Source organism: Candidatus Delongbacteria bacterium (assembly GCA_020634015.1).
Classification (GTDB): domain Bacteria; phylum CAIWAD01; class CAIWAD01; order CAIWAD01; family CAIWAD01; genus JACKCN01.
The window spans coordinates 330961-348843 of sequence record JACKCN010000004.1 but is presented as its reverse complement, the minus strand read 5'-3'; the positions used below and the strand labels follow the sequence as shown (position 1 = coordinate 348843).

Genomic DNA, 17883 nt, shown 5'->3' with positions numbered 1-17883 from the left:
TCGCGGCCTCCGCCAGAATTCCGGTTTCCAGCGCGATTCAGCCCGGAACAGGCGCCCGGCAGACCGGATTGGACCTTGTGATCCACGAGTTCCTGCCTGAAAAAGTTCGTGGTGACTGATTGTTGCCCAGTATTGGTCTGCCGACGCCCGAAGCTGAACGGAGCACAGGGCGGAAACTGGATCACATTGTCCAGGGAACGTCCATTTCAGCTTTGGAACTGGGGCGAGGACGCCCGGATCCCTGTCATGGCGTGTGGCACGGTTCGTGCCGGATGGTGGGTGCTTCAACATCAACCACACCAATCATCATCACATGGAGCATAGGGACCGCGGCCGGACCGGTCAGGATCCTGAACCATGCACAGTCGGGAGACACCATGAAGAAAACTGCCTGGGTTTCGCTCACCTGCGTCCTGCTGGCCGCATCCGCATTCGCCGAGCCCGGAATGGGAGTGCGCGGGTATGTGCCTCCCAGCCGCGAACTGAACCAGTTCGTGACCACCGAAGTGGGCAACATCACCCTGTCCGCCGACGGTCTGGGCATGATGGCCACCAACGGCTTCCTTCAGGTCGAGAAGCCCAGCCCGGGTGCGACCGTGCGCGTGGCCTACCTGATTGCCGCCAGCACGGGCTTTCTGAACTATTCCATCCCCAGCGGCAGCATCCAGCTTGCCGGATCCCCGGTCAACTGGAGCCATTCGATTCCCAACGGCATCGCGTCGTGGAATCATCTGGCCGATGTGACCTCGATCCTGGCTCCGGTCCTCGATCCTGCCGGTGCGGGCATTCTCAACGTGAGTGTATACGAGCCCAACAGCCAGAGTGTGGACGGCACCGCGCTGTATGTGATCTTTGACGACCCTGTCACGATCGTGACTCGCACGGCCGTGCTGGCATTCGGTGCCCAGGCCACCAGTGGGGATGTCTTTTCCATCGGCTTCGGCCAGCCCATCTTTCCCGATGCCAACACGGTGGTCGAGTTCGGGCTGGGCATCAGCTACGGCTACGCCCGGGGAACCTGCCAGACCAGCTATGTGGATGTGAACGGCCAGAGGCTCACCTCGAGCGCCGGGGGCAACGACGAAGGCGAGAACCAGAACGGCGCCCTGATGACCGTGGGCGGAGTGGGCGACAGCCGCAGCAATCCGCTGGACCCGATGTTCAATGACCCCTGTTCCTACTCGGATTTCACCACCTACGACGACGAGCTGTACAACATCGCCAGCTACATCGGAGCCGGCAGTACCAGCATGACCGTGAACACTTTCAACCCTTCCGCGGATGACAACATCTTTGCCGCGACCCTGTTGCTGGATTTCGCGGCCGTGGTGGGTGAGGGTGCCGTGCTGACCCCGTCCACCGCAGCCCTCTGCGTGGGCGACTCACACACGGCCACGCTGACCCTTCAGGACCCCAACGGCAACCCCCTGGTCAACCAGGATGCGACCCTGGAGATCACCTCGGGCCCCAACGTCGGGCTTCTGAACAGTGGCACCACCAATTCCCTGGGCCAGCTCTCACTGACCTGGGCCAGTGCGACTCCGGGCGTCGATGTGATCGCCGGGTCCTTCCTCAATTCCAATGGTGTCCTGCAGTACTCGAACTTTGCCGAGACCACCTGGCAGAACTGTCAGTCCACCGAGGACGGCGTGCTGAGTCCCTTGGTGGGCACCACCTGCCTTGAATCTCCGTACACGGTGACCCTGACCCTGCAGGACGGCAGTGGCACTCCGCTGGTCGGGCGCAGCGCCAGTATCCTGGTGCTCAGTGGCCCCCACGTCGGCCAGACCGTCTCCGGTCTCAGCGATGCCAATGGGCAGTTCGCGATGACCCTGACCGGCACCACCTCCGGCACGGACACCTTCCGTGGCTCGTTCACCAACGGCGACGGCCTTGTGGAGTATACACCTTTTGCCACCGTCGACTGGCAGCAGTGCGTTCAGCAGGAGATCGGCGTGCTCAGTCCCACAACGGCAAGCAGCTGTCTGGGTGTGCCGTACACGGTGACCTTGGTGATGGAAGACAGCGAAGGCAATCTGGTGCCCGACTTTGACGCCACGATCGAGATCATCAGCGGCCCCAACAGCGGCCTGATGGTCAGCGGCCCCACCGACGCCAATGGCGAGCTGGCCCTGACCTATGTGGGTGCGGTCATCGGCACCGACATGATCCAGGCTTCCTTCGTGAACAGCAGCGGCAATCCGGATGTATCCAACACCGCTGTCAACACCTGGCAGGCCTGCAACACGGGCGGCTGGGGCGAGGTGACTCCCGTGTTCTCCTCGGGGTGCATGGGAGATGATTTCACGGCCACCGTGACGCTGCGGGGAGGCAGTGGCAATCCCCTGGTCAACTATCCGGCGACGCTCGAAGTCTTCGAAGGCCCCAATACGGGCGTGTCGGTCAGTGGGTTCACCAACATCCTGGGCCAGATGCAGCTCACTTACACCAGCGATGTGATCGGCAACGACAAGCTTCGCGGCATCTTCTTCGACGAGTTCGGCGAAGAGCGCGAAACCAATGAAGCCGAACGCGAGTGGGTGGACTGCTCGCTGGGCTCGCCCACCATTCGAATCCAGAGTTCCAGCCTCTGCAACATGGAGCTGACCTGGGACACGGTACCCGGAGCCACCCACTACAACCTGTATTCGCGCACCGGCCTGGATCAGGCCTGGGAGCTGGAGCTGAGCACCGGAAACCCCTTCGTCACCATCGGTTGTGTGACGGGTGTGCCGGTCAGGATCTACCAGGTGACGGCCCTCTCCAACTGATCTGACTCCTTTCCGTTCACGCACGAATCCCCCGACGGTCCCGGCTGTCGGGGGATTGCCTTTCTGTGCCATCATCGCCGCTCCACGGTCCCACCTGACCGATTGCCCTGTGGTACAGGACGGCCAGCAAGGCGCCCACTGCATGGCGCCCATTGCATGGCGCCCATTGCAGGGCGCCCCGTTCACGCCCAGAACCATCATCGGATGCAAACCATCGCGCTCCTTCGGGCCCGGCTGAAAGCCCCGCCTCCTGAGTGCAGCATGCAATTCCCCATGGAGGGAAAGAACTCCCGGACCAGCTGGTGGATGGCGAACTTGTGCCAGCGACCGATACTGCCACCGGAAGAACCCGCACAGGAAGACAGGCCCATGAACGCACGAACACCGAGAACCCTATTCCGCCTGCTGGCCGCCCTGCTGCTGTTCGTCGGCTGCGCGCGCACACCCCTGCCGGGCATTGACCAGGAACTGCGTCGTCTCGAGCGGCCCGTGCTGCTGGCTGATCTGGAGCAGACCTCGCGGGAGCTATTGGGCGAGGCCGTGGCCGACCGGGCCCGGCTGGCGTTGGTGCCCGGAATGCAGGGGCAGGCGCTGCCCCTCGCGGATGGCTGGCTGGTGACTCTCGAACGTGAAGACCGGCTCTGGTTCTGCTGGCTGGGAGCGGGCAAGACCTCCGGACGGGCGGAATTGCTGGCCTCAGGCAGGCAGGTCCGCCTGCTGGACTTCAGCGACTCCCGTGCATTGGTCTGGGAAGAGGACAACACCTCGCCGGCCCGCAACCGGCTGGTGGAGGTGCGCCCCGGCGGTGGCCGGGAGATTCTGTCCGAGGACCTGCCCGACCGCCTGCGCCTCGATTCCGAAGGCAAGCAGTTGCTTCAGGCCAGCGGCGAATCCAGCGCGCCCTTCGTGGAAGCCGAGGGCAGCTGGCATCTCGAGCAGACCCGCCCGATCCTGCGCCACGGGGCGGGCTGGAGCCTGGGCAAGGCGGAAGACGCGGAAACGCCCTACCGAAGCCTCTGCCGTTTCGTGGCCGCTGCACGCTCGGGGGCCTGGAGCAAGGCCAAGCGGGAAGTGGTGCTCGAGCGGCTGCTGGCCTTGCCCGGTGGAGGATACAGCCGCGAACTGGCCGCCAGTCTGCGCTTGTCGGCACCTGCCCTGCTGGAGAAGAACCGCCCCCTCAAGGCGCCCAGCCAGGGCGAGCTGCGCCGATTCCAGGATCTGGCTGGCCATGCCGCCTGGCGCGTGGAATTGCAGGTCTTCCAGGATTCCCGTGGGCGCAGTCAGTGGAAGCTGGTGCGGTTGCAGACCGTGGAGAAACCCTGACTCCGCATGGCGCGGTCGGACTCACCGCGAAGGGGACTGCTCCCGGAATCGGCCGGAGGGTTGGCACCCGGCCTTTAACCCTATATTGCGCCCCGTTTCCCCCCGGAATCGACTGACATGGAAGAGGGGGGCCAAGGGCGGAGGGCCTCCATGAGCATCCGGGATACCTTGCAGCGCTGGCTGGAACTCAAGGATTGTCTGGCCAGCTGCCGCAAGGTTCTGCTGGTGACCCACGACAATCCCGATCCGGACAGCGTGGCCAGCGCAGCAGCTTTCACCCTGTTGCTCAAATCGATCGACCGTGATGTCAAGACCGCGTCGGGTGGCGAGATCTCGCGCAGCGAGAACCGGGCCCTGCTGAACAGCATCGATTTCAAGATCCACTCGCTGCATTACCTGGACCTGAGCCCATTTGACTTCTTCCTCTTTCTGGACAGCCAGCCCGGCTCGGGCAACAATTCCTGCACCTTGCCACCCCGGGCGCGCTACGGGATCGTGGATCACCACATCCTGGGCACCGAATGGCCCCACCAGCCCGTGTTCACTGACATCCGCGAGAACTACGGCGCCACCGCAACCATCGCCTGGGAGTACCTGGGAGCCCGCAATCTGAGGGCCGACAGCTCCCTGGCCACGGCCCTGTATTACGCGATCCGCACCGAGACCAGCGACATGGGACTGGGTGCGGCCAAGGCCGATCGCAAGGCCTATCTGAGCCTGCATACCAAGATCGACTGGGACCAGCTGCACCAGATCGTGCACAGCCGCGTGCCCGCCGACTATTTCCGGATGATGAAGGTGGCCGCCGAGGGAGCCACGCGCTACGAGAAGGCGCTGGTGGTGGACCTGGGCGAAACCTCCCACAGCGATTCGATCGCCGAGGTGGCCGATACCTTCATGCGCCTCGAAGGCATCGACTGGGTGCTCTGCTGGGGCTGGAACCGCGACAAGGTGATGTTCTCGCTGCGCAACGGTACCGTCCAGCAGCACGCGGGTCGTCTGGCACGCAAGATGGTGGGCGACGCGGGCAGCGCCGGCGGACACGCCCACATGGCCGGTGGGCAGCTGCCCGTGGGCGAGATTCCCCTGGCGGAAACACGGCTGCGTTTTCGCCGTACAATGATTCCTGAATTCCTCGAGACCATCGGCGTCCACAATCGCGATGGCATGCCACTGATGGAACTGGCCTGAACCCGAACGGACCCTGCATGCGCCGAACCCTGCTGACCGTGTTGCTCCTGCCCAGTCTGGGCCTCGCCGCTCCGCGCTACGAGGCGGACAATCTGCGTCCCGAGATCGGGGTGGCCGAAATCGGCCGGGGCAACCGGGGTCTGCTGCTGGCCCGTGGACCCGCGGCCGCCTGGTGGAATCCGGCCCTGCTGCAGCAGGAAGAGCAGTCCCGGCTGGCCCTGCAGCACAGCGAACTGTTCGGCGGGTTGCTGAGTCAGGATTTCATCGGCTGCAGTGGGTCCTGGCACGGTCTGCGTGGAGCGGCCTTCATCAGCCGCAGCAGTGTGTCGGACATTCCCCTCAGTTCTGCGCTGGACGGTGCGGCCACTCTGGAAGAAGGCGGCCGCCCCATCGTGAGTGACCGGGTGGACACCGCCGACTGGATTCTGGCGCTTGCCCTGGCCCGGCCGGTCAGCGACCGACTGGATGCGGGCGCCACCCTCAAGCTGATCTGGCGTGACCTGGCCACCCACAGTGCCCAGGGCCTTGGGCTGGACCTGGGACTGCGCTACCGCCTGCTGCCTCGCCTGGAACTGGGCGCCAGCCTCAAGGACGTGCCCGCCACCATGATCCTCTGGGACGACGGCCAGAGCGACACGATCTGGCCCGAGCTGGCGCTGGGCGCCGCCCTGCTGCAGCCCCTGCCCTTCGCGGGGGCCATCTTGCGCACCGAACTGGGCGCCCACACCGATCTGGACGGCGCCACCTCCGACTCCCGCGGACATTTCCGGACCATCTGGCTGGATGCCGGCGGCGAGATCGAGTTCCCCGGCCGTCTCGCCCTGCGGGCGGGCTATGCCGAGAGCCGCTTCAGCGTGGGCGCCGGGCTGGGACTGGGGCGTTTTGCCGTGGATTATGCCTTCCGTCCCCACGAGGACCTGGACACCAGCCATCTTGTGGCGGCTTCCTGTCGATTCTGACAGCAGAATGCAGCGCTTTCGACTTGTGAATTGATTAACATCAACAAGTCGGTGCCTTCCCCTGAACATGTTGCACTGCCTTCGGAACCGGTCCCCTGGCCGGTTTCTTCGCATATGGATCGAAGGCGAAATTCAATCCCGGAGTGGAGATGAACATCGACGAACGCATTCGTGAACTGATGGAGAAGCGCCAGCAAGCCCGCCTCGGAGGCGGAGAAGAGCGCATCGCCAAACAACATTCGCGGGGGAAGCTGACCGCCCGCGAGCGGATTGACATGCTGCTGGACGAAGGCAGTTTCGAGGAGCACGACATGTTCGTGACCCATCGCTGCACGGACTTCGGCATGGAAAAGCAGAGTTACCTGGCCGACGGGGTCGTCTGTGGCTACGGTACCATCGACGGGCGCCTGGTCTGCGTGTACGCCATGGACTTCACGGTCTTCGGCGGCAGCCTGTCCGAGACCTTCGCCAACAAGATCTGCAAGGTCATGGACAAGGCGATGAAGATCGGCTGTCCGATCATCGGCCTCAACGACAGCGGCGGCGCGCGCATCCAGGAAGGCGTGATGAGTCTGGGCGGATATGCCGAGATCTTCCAGCGCAACATCATGGCCAGCGGCACGGTGCCCCAGATCAGCGCGATCTTCGGCCCCTGCGCGGGCGGTGCCGTGTACAGCCCGGCGCTGACCGACTTCACCATCATGAGCAAGGGCACCAGCTACATGTTCGTGACCGGTCCCAAGGTGGTCAAGACCGTGACCGGCGAGGATGTCAACGAAGAAGACCTGGGTGGAGCCCAGGTGCATGCGTCACGCAGTGGGGTGACCCACATGATCGTCGACAGCGAGCAGGAAGGCCTGCAGCTGATTCGCAAGCTGCTGAGCTACATGCCCCAGAACAACCTGGAAGACCCGCCCCTGCACGAGTGTCACGACCCGATCGACCGGCTGGAAGACTCGCTGAACACGATCATTCCCGACAATCCCAACAAGCCCTACGATGTCAAGGATGTGATCCTGGCCATCGCCGACGATCACGAATTCCTGGAAGTGCATCGCTACTTCGCGATGAACATCGTCACCGGCTTCGCCAAGTTCAACGGCATGCCCGTGGGCATCGTGGCCAACCAGCCCAACTATCTGGCCGGTGTGCTGGACATCAACAGCTCGCGCAAGGCGGCCCGTTTCGTGCGCTTCTGCGACGCCTTCAACATTCCGCTGCTGACCCTCGTGGATGTGCCCGGCTTCCTGCCCGGCACGGCCCAGGAGTATGGCGGGATCATCGTGCACGGAGCCAAACTGCTGTTCGCCTACGGCGAAGCCACCGTGCCCAAGGTCACCGTGATCCTGCGCAAGGCTTACGGCGGTGCCTACGATGTGATGAGTTCCAAGCACCTGCGCGGCGACATCAACTACGCCTGGCCCGCGGCCGAGATCGCCGTGATGGGTCCCAAGGGTGCGGTGGAAGTGCTCTATGCCCGCGAAGCCAGCGGGATTGCTGACGAGTCGGCCCGCAAGGAATTCATGCAGGGCAAGGAGCAGGAGTACAAGGACCTCTTCGCCAACCCCTACATCGCGGCGAAGCACGGCTTCATCGACGACGTGATCGAGCCGCGCAACACGCGTTTCCGGATCATCCGGGCCCTGCGCATGCTGGCCACCAAGAAGGACAACAACCCGCCCAAGAAACACGGCAACATTCCCCTCTAGGAGGTCCCATGCTGCAGCCAACCGCCGCGGCGGCATCCGCGGCCCCCAATGGACTGGGCGACCTGCAGATCAGCTTTTCGAATCTGGAGCTGTCACACATCGAACTGTGCCTGATCGGCTACGGGGTCTGTTTTCTGGTGCTGCTCAGCCTGGCCGTGATCTTCACCCTGTTCCAGAAAGCCCTCAAGAGCCGGGTCAACCGGGTCCAGCAGGGTGCCGCCCAGGTCGAGGAAGATCTGTCGGGTGAAGTCAACGCCGCGATCGCCCTTGCCCTGCACCTGCATTTTTCCGCCCTGCACGACCGCGAGAACACGGTGCTGACCATCGAACGGCGTCAGTCCACCTATTCCCCATGGAGCTCGAAGATCTACGGCATCCGTGGTTTCGGCCAACGCCCCCAGCGTCCTTCCCGTCTGCCCCTGAGGCGGAACGGCAATGGATCCGACGAGGCATGAAGTGAACCCCCAGCGAGGATGATCCACGCATGAAGAAATTCGATTTCACCATCCACGGCAATCGCTACCAGGTGCAGATCCAGTCCATCGAGGACAATCAGGCGCTGGTGCTGGTCAACGGCAGCGAATACGCCGTCGAGATCCACGATGAGAAACTGAAGGAAAAGACCCCGCGCCTGGTGCGCGAACAGGCGGTGCCCGACAGCTCGAGCCACCACCAGCGCACGTCCAGTCCCAGCGCGCCCAAGGGTGTGGGTCTGGTCAAGTCGCCACTGCCCGGCACGATCCTCGAGCTGAAGGTCAAGGTGGGTGATACGGTGGCCCGCGGCGCCGTGCTGATGATCATGGAAGCCATGAAGATGGAGAACGAGATCCGCAGCGACCGGGCCGGCGTGGTACGCAGTCTGCTGGTCGCCCAGGGCGAGAGCGTGCTCGAGGGCGCCTCGCTGGCCGAGATCGGAGAGAGCGCATGAACGGCCTGGACACCTTCTGGCGCTTCACCGGCTTCGCCAACCTGACCCCGGGTCATGTGGTGATGATTCTGGTGGGGCTGACCTTCCTGTATCTCGCCATCAAGAAGGACTATGAACCGCTGCTGCTGGTGCCGATCGGCTTCGGCATCCTGATCGGCAACATTCCCTTCCTCGAGAACGTGGGGCTGCAGATCGGGATATACGAAGACGGCAGCGTGCTGCGCTACCTCTACATGGGCGTGCTCAAGGGCGTCTTTCCCCCGCTGATCTTCCTGGGCATCGGGGCGATGACCGACTTCTCGGCCTTGCTCAGCAATCCCAAGCTGATGCTGCTGGGCGCCGCGGCCCAGCTGGGCATCTTTCTGACCTTTGCCGCGGCCATCGTGCTGGGCTTCAGCCCGGCGCAGTCCGCGTCGATCGGCATCATCGGCGGAGCCGATGGTCCCACCGCCATCTTCCTTTCGTCACGGCTGGCGCCCGAGCTGATCGGAGCGATCGCGATCGCGGCCTACAGCTACATGGCGCTGGTGCCCGTGATCCAGCCCCCCGTGATCAAATTGCTGACCACGCGCAAGGAACGCCTGATCCGGATGAAGCCCTCGCGCAGCGTGAGCCAGCTCGAGAAGATGCTCTTTCCCATCGCGGGCATCCTGCTGACGGGTTTCGTCTCTCCGGGGGCCCTGCCGCTGGTGGGCATGCTGTTCTTCGGGAACCTGCTCAAGGAAAGCGGAGTCACCAACCGCCTGGGCAACACCGCCAAGAACGCCATGATCGACATCGTGACCATGCTGCTGGGGGTCACGGTGGGGGCCTCGACCCAGGCCACCACCTTTCTGACTCCCCAATCGATCATGATCTTCGTGCTGGGTGCCGCCTCCTTCATGGTGGCCACCGCGGGAGGCGTGCTGTTTGCCAAGGGCATGAACCTCTTCCTCAAGGAAGGAGAGAAGATCAATCCCATGATCGGGGCCGCCGGTGTGAGCGCGGTACCCGACAGTGCGCGGGTGGTCCAGATGATGGGCATCAAGGAAGATCCCAGCAACCACCTGCTGATGCACGCGATGGCGCCCAATGTCTCGGGCGTGATCGGCAGTGCGGTGGCCGCAGGCATCCTGATGGCCTACATGATGTAAATGGGGGAGACCCGCCCCCGGAACCAAAGGAGATTCCCGATGGAACACACGCATGAAGAGGTTGTGGGCGCCCTGTCCGGGCTGCTGGCCAGCAGCTACACCCTGTATCTCAAGACCCACAATTTCCACTGGAACGTGACCGGTCCCATGTTCACCACCCTGCATACGCTCTTCGAGCTGCAGTACACGGATCTGGCTCTGGCCGTGGATGCCATCGCCGAACGCATCCGTTCACTGGATGCCTTCGCCCCGGGCAGCTGGAGCGAGTTCTCGACCCTCAGCAGGGTCAAGGAAACCACGGGCCGCACCGAAGCGACCCAGATGATCCGCACACTGGTGGCCGATCAGGGCCTGCTGGCCGATGCGGCACGCGCGGTGATCGTGGCCGCCGAGAAGATCGGAGATCAGGCCAGCGCCGATCTGGCGACCCAGCGCCTGCAGATCCATGAAAAGAACGCCTGGATGCTGCGCAGCCATCTTGAGTAGCGCGCAACCGCACGGTTTCCGACCCCGTTCGCTTTCTTCAGGAAGCGGACGGGGTCTTTTTTTGGGGAATCCAGGGAGGAGTCGATGAAGATCATCTTGCCCGGCGGCAGCGGACAGGCGGGCGCTCTGCTGGCCAGAGCCTTCCGCCAGGATGGGCACTCGGTTGTCGTGCTCGGTCGCGAGGCACGGACCGAGCCCTTGACCTCCGGTATCCGCCAGGTCGCCTGGGATGCCCGCACCCTCGGGGACTGGGCCGAGGAGCTGGACGGCGCCGACGTGGTGATCAACCTGGCCGGCCGCAGTGTGGACTGCCGTCATACACCGGCCAACCAGCGCCTGATCCTGGAGTCCCGGGTAAACAGCACACGCGTGGTGGGTCAGGCGATCGCCGCCTGCAGCCACCCGCCCGCGCTCTGGCTGCAGGCCAGCGCGGCCACCCTGTACACGCATCACACCGAGAAGGCCCAGGATGAAACCAGCGGCCTCATCGGCGGCAGCGAAGCCGACCTGCCCGCCAAGTGGCGTGCCATGGTCGAGGTGGTCAAGGCCTGGGAAGGGGCGCAGAACGATGCGGACACACCGCACACCCGGCGGGTGGCGCTGCGGATCTCGCTGCTGCTCAGCCCCGATCCGGGAGGAGTCTTCGCGGTGCTGCTGCGCCTGGTGCGTCTGGGACTGGGAGGCACGGCGGGCACTGGGCGGCAGTATGTGTCGTGGATTCACGACCGGGATTTCGTGAATGCCTTGCGCTTCATCATCGAACACCCGGAGCTGGAAGGGCCCGTGAATCTGGCGGCCCCCGAGCCCCTCCCGAATGCGGAATTCATGCGCATACTGCGCCGTGCCTGGGGCATGCCCATCGGCCTGCCCGCACCGGCCTTGCTGATCGAACTGGGTTCGCTGCTGCTGCGCACCGAAAGCAAGCTGGTGCTCAAGAGTCGGCGCGTGATCCCCGGTCGCCTGCTGGACAGTGGATTCCGCTTCAGTTTTCCCGACTGGCAGACGGCCGCGTGTGACCTGTGTCAACGCGCGCGGGTCCGGACTGGCGAACATTGATCGACAAAGTGATTGTGACCCTGCCCTGATCGTGCCACTTTGGGCGGTCGTGCATCCAGTCAGAGAGGCCCTTACATGTTTTCCTTGCTGCGAGTGTCGTTCCTGTTCATCCTGTTCCCGCTGCTGCTCCAGGCGGCGCGCATCGGCGTGGCGCCGCTCAGTGGTGCCGCACTCAGTGAGGACGAGGCGCGTGTGTCGCGCAGCCTGCTGATCAACGAACTGCAGAAACAACGTCCCAAGGATCTGGTCAGCAACCTGCGCACCGATTCCTGGATGCTGGAATGCCCGCTGATCGAACTGGTGGACGAGGCCCGCACCCAGAACATGGAGCAGCTGGTGCTGGTGGGGGTCGACCGGCTGGGCGAGAAACTGATTCTGCAGCTGCGCCTGATCGACGTGCAGAGCGAGCAGAACCTGATGGCCGATTCCATGCCGCTTTCCGCCATCGAGGACCTGGACATGGCCATGCGTCGTGCCGCCGAGTCCATTGCACGGCGCAAGCCCCTGCAGGATCTGGCGCGGGTCGGCGAGGTGATGCAGAACGAAGGTCTGAACACGCGCACGCGCAATGCGCGCAGCACCTCCACCTGGCAGGTGGGCTATCTCTGGCCCATTGGCGACAGTTACGACGGTCACACGCGCCGCTTCACCGGTGCCTTTTCCCAGGGCATCGAGGAACGCAATTTCACCGCGGGCTTCATGGCTTCCTGGCGCGAGGGCCCGGCCGCCCTGCTGTACTCCGACTGGCTGATCCGCCCCGCCGACATCTGCCCCTTCGTGGGCGCCGCCGCCGGCTTCCACTGGGCACGCCACCGCAAGCTGAACTCCGATACCCAGCTCTTCTCGAGCAACTTCGAGTACGACGATGGCTTTCAGGTGGCCCTGCGCGGCGGCCTGCTGCTGCTGCGCACCTACGACTTCCAGATGGTGGTCCAGACCGAGTACGTGCGCACCTTCAACGACCACAAGGACCGCACCTGGATGCTGACCCTGGGCATCAAGCCCTAGCCATTGTCACACGGCCTGGAACAGGAATCCCGCGACGCCCTGATGGGGTATCGCGGGATTTTCGTCTCGGGGTCCCGGTCTCAGCTGCGCTTCTGCTGGTCCACGGCCTTGAGGATCTTCAGGTTCAGCACCACGAAGCGCCAGAGCTGGTAGAAGGGATTGCGCATGCGCGCCTTGTCCTTCGGTGTGATCTCCATCGTGGGGCCTTTCTATTCGGGTATCAGGCGCCAGCCGGGCCGGCCCTGCAGCTTGTGCATGAATGTGCTGTGGATCAGGCGTTTCATCCAGGCGCCGGCCAGCCCCATTTCCATGTGAGTCACGAAGGGGTCGCGCCCGCCGCTGTCGGGGAACTTGCGGTGATCGGGCACCACCGGGTGGATCAGGATGGTGGCGGCCGAGCCGTCCCAGAGGCTGTCGCCCATGCTGGCGATGCAGGCCGCGGCCATCTCGCTCATCCGCTCGCTGTGCGGGCTGTGTCCGGTCTGCAGCTTGTCGGCGATGTTCAGCGCCACCAGCCGGCCGATGATGCCCGAGACCATGCCCGTGCGCGGAGGCGCGGCCGTGATGCTGAAGCCGCCCGGTGTGACATGCGGGCGTGAGATCGGACCCGGAGGCGCAAAGGCGATGCCCGCGGCGTGGATGTTGCGCCAGGTGGGGTTCTGGTACTGGGCGGGCCAGGCCTCGGGGCGCTGCGCGAGTTCGCTCCAGGGCAGGCCGTAGATGCCGTCGACCAGCACGAAGCCCGCCGGATTGAGCAGGGTCGAGGAGAGATCTTCACCCGCATCCCCGCTGACCTTCAGCGGAACCCCGGTGAACTGGGGGATCAGCATCGCGAAATCGAAGGGCGTCTCGCCTTCGTGATCCTCGTAGTCGCGCCAGTGGGCGACTCCTGCGTCCAGCCCGGTGACGCCCGTGCGCACCTGCCATGACACGCCCATGTCGCGAAAGGCCGCGCCAATGAACTCTTCGCTGCTCAGGCGTGTGCCACCCTTGACCATCTCGAGACCCTGGATACCGAAGTCGCCCAGTTTGGCCTCGTTGCTCAGCCAGCGCAGATCCACCCGGTCGCGCAGCCTGCGGGCCACCAGGTCGCGGTGGATGTTGCAGATGTATTCGAAAGCCGCGCCCTGGCAGGTGGCTCCCGGGTGACCGGTGCCGATCAGGAAGCGCCGGCGCTCGCCGCGCTCCAGACGCGCCACTTCTTCCAGGTAGGCGTGGCTGGCCTCGACGGCATGGCTCAGGGTGCAGATCGACTGGCTGTGACGCCCGGGCCCCAGCCCGGGGGTGGCATCGAAGTTCAGCCGTGGGCCGGTGGCCAGCAGCAGTTGATCGTACTCCACACGCAGATCGGGCGCATCATGGCGCTCCACCCGGACCCAGCCGGAGACGGGATTGACTTCGACCGCGCGGCCCACTTCCAGCCGGATGCCGAAGCGTTTGTAGACGCCGGCGAGCGGAAAGTGGGTGCGGTGCGGGGCCATGCGGCCGGTACCGACCCAGACGAAGGAGGGGATGAAGTAGAACTGGTCGCTGGCGTTGATCATGGTGACCTGATGGTCACGGGCGAGGCGGTGTCCAAGGTAGAGGGCAGCCGTCTGTCCGGCGAAGCCAGCGCCGACGATGACGATGCGGGCCATGGGCGAGTCCTTTCCGACCGGGGGGGGCGTTCCGCGCCTGGCGGGCACGGACGGTGCGGGACGAACGAACAGACGGGAGTGTACAACAATTGTTCATGGATGTCCATCAATAGAAACGGCTCACGAGGGTGGAGGCCGTTCCGGACGCGGAGCCAAGTTCGGTGGGGCAAAGAATCTTGTCGTGTGACGGCCGGGGTTCAGCGACTGACGATGCCTTCGGCCTCCAGCGCCTGGTACATGCTCTGGTTGCCCAGCAGGATCAGGGTGTCGTTCTGGGCGAGGGCCGTGTCGGCGGTGGGGATCACCATGCTGCGTTCCGCGCCCGTGGGGCGCGAGATGCCCAGCACCATCACGCCCCGGCCGATGCGGCGCAGATCCAGCTCGGCCAGGGTGCGGTCCTTGAGCTTCGAGCCGCTGCCCACCGTGAGATGGCGCAGACTGAACCCTTCGGGGTCCTGTTGCATGGACAGGTCCAGAAAGTCCATGATCTCGGGATGCAGCATCACGGCGGCCAGGCGCTTGCCGCCGATCACATAGGGGTTGACCACGCGGTTGGCACCGGCCTTGAGCAGGCGGTGTTCGCTGCCCGGATCCAGCGAGCGCGCGGCAATGTGCAGCTCGCGATTGTACTCGCGCGCGGTCAACGTGATGTAGACATTGTCGCTGTCGCGCGGGAGCGCCGCCACCAGTCCCTTGGCGTGCGCGACGTTGGCGCGCAGCAGGACTTCCTCCTCGGTGGCGTCCCCTTCGATGACCATGTGCCCGGCTTCGCGGGCATCGGCCAGGCTGGCCCTGCTGGAGTCCACCACCACCAGGGGATGGTGGCCACGCAGGAATTCGCGGGCGATCTCGCGCCCGATGCGGCCGTAACCGCAGAGAATGGTGTGTCCGTTCATGCGCTGGATCTTTCTTTCCATGCGGCGATCACGCAGCAGCTGGCGGATCTCCCCTGAGACCAGCATGGCCGTGAGACTGGTGGCCGCGATGCCGATGACGCCGATGCCCGAGAAGATCAGGCCCACCGTGAGCATGCGTCCGGTGGCCGAGAGGGGATGTACTTCGCTGAAGCCCACCGTGCTCATGGTGATCACGGTCATGTAGAAGGCTTCGTCCAGCGCCCAGCCCTCCAGCAGGTGATAGCCTGTGGTGCCCACGGCCAGCAGAAACAGCGCCGCCAGGATCAGGAGGGACACGTTGCGCGTGCGCGAATTCATGGGAGTGGGCCTTTCCCGGAAGCGCTCAGAGCGGAATGTTGCCGTGCTTGCGGGCCGGGTTGCTGTCCGCCTTGTTCTGCAGCAGCTCCAGCGCACGATGGATGCGCAACCGGGTCTGCTCGGGCAGAATCACCGCGTCCACGTAACCACGCTCGGCGGCCTGCCAGGGAGTGGCGAAGTGTTCGGTGTACTCGGAGATCCGCTGGTCCAGCAGGGCGGCGGGATCCTCGGCCTTCTGGATTTCACGGCTGAAGATGATTTCCACCGCGCCCTTGGCGCCCATCACGGCGATCTCGGCGCTGGGCCAGGCCAGGTTGACGTCGCCGCGGATGTGCTTGGAACTCATCACGTCGTAGGCGCCGCCATAAGCCTTGCGGGTGATCACGGTGATCTTGGGCACGGTGGCTTCGCAATAGGCGTAGAGCAGCTTGGCCCCGTTGCTGATGATTCCGCGCCATTCCTGGTCTGTCCCGGGCAGGAAGCCGGGCACGTCCACGAAGGTCACGATGGGAATGTTGAAGGCATCGCAGAAGCGCACGAAACGCCCCGCCTTGCGGCTGGCCTCGATGTCCAGCACACCCGCCAGCACGGCGGGCTGGTTGGCCACCACACCGATGCTGCGACCACCGATGCGGGCGAATCCGATCACGATGTTGGCGGCGTACTCTTCCTGGATCTCGAGGAAGGAATCACGGTCCATCACATCCAGGATCACGTCGCGGATGTCATAGGGCTTGTTGGGGTTGTCCGGGATCACGCTCACCAGGCGTTCCTCGGCCCGGTCCACCGGGTCGTCGCAGGGACGCAGGGGGGGCTTCTCAAGATTGTTGAGCGGCATGTAGGACAGCAGTCGGCGCAGCAGATCGATGGCCCGGCCTTCGTCGGCAGCGGCGAAGTGCGCCACTCCGGACTTCCGCGCATGCGTACGCGCGCCACCCAGGTCCTCGGAGCTGACGTCCTCGTGGGTCACGGTCTTCACCACCTTGGGCCCCGTCACGAACATGTAGCTGGAGCCTTCGGTCATCACGGTGAAGTCAGTGATCGCCGGGCTGTACACCGCTCCGCCCGCGCAGGGGCCGAGGATCGCGCTCAGCTGCGGCACCACTCCGCTGGCCAGGGTATTGCGCAGGAAAATGTCGGCGTAGGCACCCAGGCTGCTGACGCCCTCCTGCACGCGGGCACCCCCGCTATCGTTGAGACCGATCACGGGAATGCCGGCCTTGACCGCCGTGTCCATGATCTTGCAGATCTTGCGCCCGTGCGCTTCGGAAAGACTGCCCCCGTAACTGGTGAAGTCCTGGGAGAAGACCGCCACCGGCCGACCGTCGATCTTGCCGAAGCCGGTGATCACGCCATCGCCCAGTGGTCGGTTGTCGGCCAGTCCGAACTGGGTGGACTGGTGGCGCACCAGCATGTCGTGCTCTTCGAAACTTCCCGCATCCAGCAACAGGTCCAGACGTTCCCGGGCGGTCAGCTTCTTCTGCTCATGCTGACGCTTCACGCGGGCTTCGCCACCCAGCTCCTGGGCTTCATCGATCAGTTCCAGCAGGGTCTTCCTCTGGTCGGGCATGGTTCCTCCAATGGATGGGTCCGGTCAGCGCCGCGGGCATTCCGCGCAGCGTCAGGTGAGCCCCGCCTGTCCCGGAGTCCGGTCTTGCGGGAATCGGGAAGGGGCGGCTGTGGGGCTTGTCGCGCAGGGAAGGACAGGGATCGACAGTGGATCCGATCGCGGAATGACTGCGTGCTCACCTGAATCCGGGCGGGCGGCAATTTACCGCACCCTTGGCCAGTGGGCAAGCTCGGTGGGCTTGCCCGGCGGCTGGCCCGTGACCACCCGCGGCGCCACCCGAGGATGCTGGCATGACGCCAGCCGCGGAGCCACCCGAGGATGCTGGCATGACGCCAGCCGATGAGCCACCCGAGGATGCTGGCATGACGCCACCCGCTAAGCCAGCCGAGGATGCTGGCATGACGCCAGCCGCAGAGCCACCCGAGGATGCTGGCAGATGCTGGCTGGCAGACGCCAGCCGCGGAGCCACCGAGGATGCTGGCATGACGCCACCCGACGCCGGGATGCTGGCATGAGCCACCACCGGAGGATGCTGGCATGACGCCAGCCGCGCGCCACCGGAGCCACCTGGGATGCTGGCATGACGCCACCCGTTGAGCCACCGGAGGATGCTGGCATGACGCCACCCGTTGAGCCACCCGAGGATGCTGGCATGACGCCACCCGTTGAGCCACCCGAGGATGCTGGCATGACGCCAGCCGCGGCGCCACCCGAGGATGCTGGCATGACGCCAGCCGCGGAGCCACCCGAGGATGCTGGCATGAAGCCACCCGCGGCGCCACCCGAGGATGCTGGCATGACGCCACCCGCGGAGCCACCCGAGGATGCTGGCATGACGCCAGCCGCGGCGCCACCCGAGGATGCTGGCAGGAAGCCAGCACCCGGATCACCGGCTCCC

The 17883-nt window shown here is 64.7% G+C and carries 14 protein-coding genes; 11 read left to right on the top strand and 3 right to left on the bottom strand.

The window, feature by feature from the left end; all coding sequences use genetic code 11:
* Nucleotides 1-377 precede the first annotated feature (377 nt).
* The 11 genes from H6678_10050 (at nucleotide 378) to H6678_10000 (ending at nucleotide 12564) form a co-directional block, all read left to right on the top strand.
* Entirely contained in the window at nucleotides 378-2771 is a 2394-nt protein-coding gene (locus H6678_10050; GenBank protein ID MCB9474142.1) for an Ig-like domain-containing protein, read from the top strand.
* Nucleotides 2772-3140: 369 nt separating this feature from the next.
* Nucleotides 3141-4094 (top strand): hypothetical protein, encoded by a 954-nt coding sequence (locus H6678_10045; GenBank protein MCB9474141.1) that lies wholly within the window; start codon nucleotides 3141-3143, stop codon nucleotides 4092-4094.
* 150 nt (nucleotides 4095-4244) lie between these two features.
* On the top strand, nucleotides 4245-5285 hold the full coding sequence (locus tag H6678_10040; GenBank protein ID MCB9474140.1) for a DHH family phosphoesterase: 1041 nt from the start codon (nucleotides 4245-4247) through the stop codon (nucleotides 5283-5285).
* A gap of 17 nt (nucleotides 5286-5302) precedes the next feature.
* A complete protein-coding gene (locus H6678_10035; protein ID MCB9474139.1) occupies nucleotides 5303-6244 on the top strand; it encodes a hypothetical protein in 942 nt (313 codons plus the stop codon).
* A gap of 149 nt (nucleotides 6245-6393) precedes the next feature.
* Nucleotides 6394-7953, top strand: coding sequence for an acyl-CoA carboxylase subunit beta (locus H6678_10030; GenBank protein MCB9474138.1), 1560 nt, complete (start codon nucleotides 6394-6396; stop codon nucleotides 7951-7953).
* 8 nt (nucleotides 7954-7961) lie between these two features.
* On the top strand, nucleotides 7962-8408 hold the full coding sequence (locus H6678_10025; GenBank protein MCB9474137.1) for an OadG family protein: 447 nt from the start codon (nucleotides 7962-7964) through the stop codon (nucleotides 8406-8408).
* 29 nt (nucleotides 8409-8437) lie between these two features.
* Nucleotides 8438-8881, top strand: coding sequence for a biotin attachment protein (locus H6678_10020; GenBank protein ID MCB9474136.1), 444 nt, complete (start codon nucleotides 8438-8440; stop codon nucleotides 8879-8881).
* Nucleotides 8878-10014, top strand: a complete 1137-nt coding sequence (locus tag H6678_10015) for a sodium ion-translocating decarboxylase subunit beta (protein MCB9474135.1) — start codon at nucleotides 8878-8880, stop codon at nucleotides 10012-10014. Before H6678_10020 ends, H6678_10015 begins: the two co-directional genes overlap by 4 nt.
* The gene (locus H6678_10010; GenBank protein MCB9474134.1) at nucleotides 10015-10500 is read left to right on the top strand and encodes a DNA starvation/stationary phase protection protein; all 486 of its coding nucleotides are present in this window, start codon (nucleotides 10015-10017) and stop codon (nucleotides 10498-10500) included.
* 84 nt (nucleotides 10501-10584) lie between these two features.
* On the top strand, nucleotides 10585-11556 hold the full coding sequence (locus tag H6678_10005; protein ID MCB9474133.1) for a TIGR01777 family protein: 972 nt from the start codon (nucleotides 10585-10587) through the stop codon (nucleotides 11554-11556).
* A gap of 75 nt (nucleotides 11557-11631) precedes the next feature.
* On the top strand, nucleotides 11632-12564 hold the full coding sequence (locus tag H6678_10000) for a hypothetical protein (GenBank protein MCB9474132.1): 933 nt from the start codon (nucleotides 11632-11634) through the stop codon (nucleotides 12562-12564).
* A gap of 209 nt (nucleotides 12565-12773) precedes the next feature.
* Here H6678_10000 and H6678_09995 read toward each other — a convergent pair whose 3' ends face one another.
* From H6678_09995 to H6678_09985, 3 genes are all read right to left on the bottom strand, one after another.
* Complete coding sequence (locus H6678_09995; protein MCB9474131.1) at nucleotides 12774-14201, bottom strand: FAD-dependent oxidoreductase; 1428 nt, start codon at nucleotides 14199-14201, stop codon at nucleotides 12774-12776.
* Nucleotides 14202-14398: 197 nt separating this feature from the next.
* Nucleotides 14399-15415 (bottom strand): NAD-binding protein, encoded by a 1017-nt coding sequence (locus tag H6678_09990; GenBank protein ID MCB9474130.1) that lies wholly within the window; start codon nucleotides 15413-15415, stop codon nucleotides 14399-14401.
* Between the two features lie 25 nt (nucleotides 15416-15440).
* The gene (locus tag H6678_09985; GenBank protein MCB9474129.1) at nucleotides 15441-16985 is read right to left on the bottom strand and encodes an acyl-CoA carboxylase subunit beta; all 1545 of its coding nucleotides are present in this window, start codon (nucleotides 16983-16985) and stop codon (nucleotides 15441-15443) included.
* Nucleotides 16986-17883 lie beyond the last annotated feature (898 nt).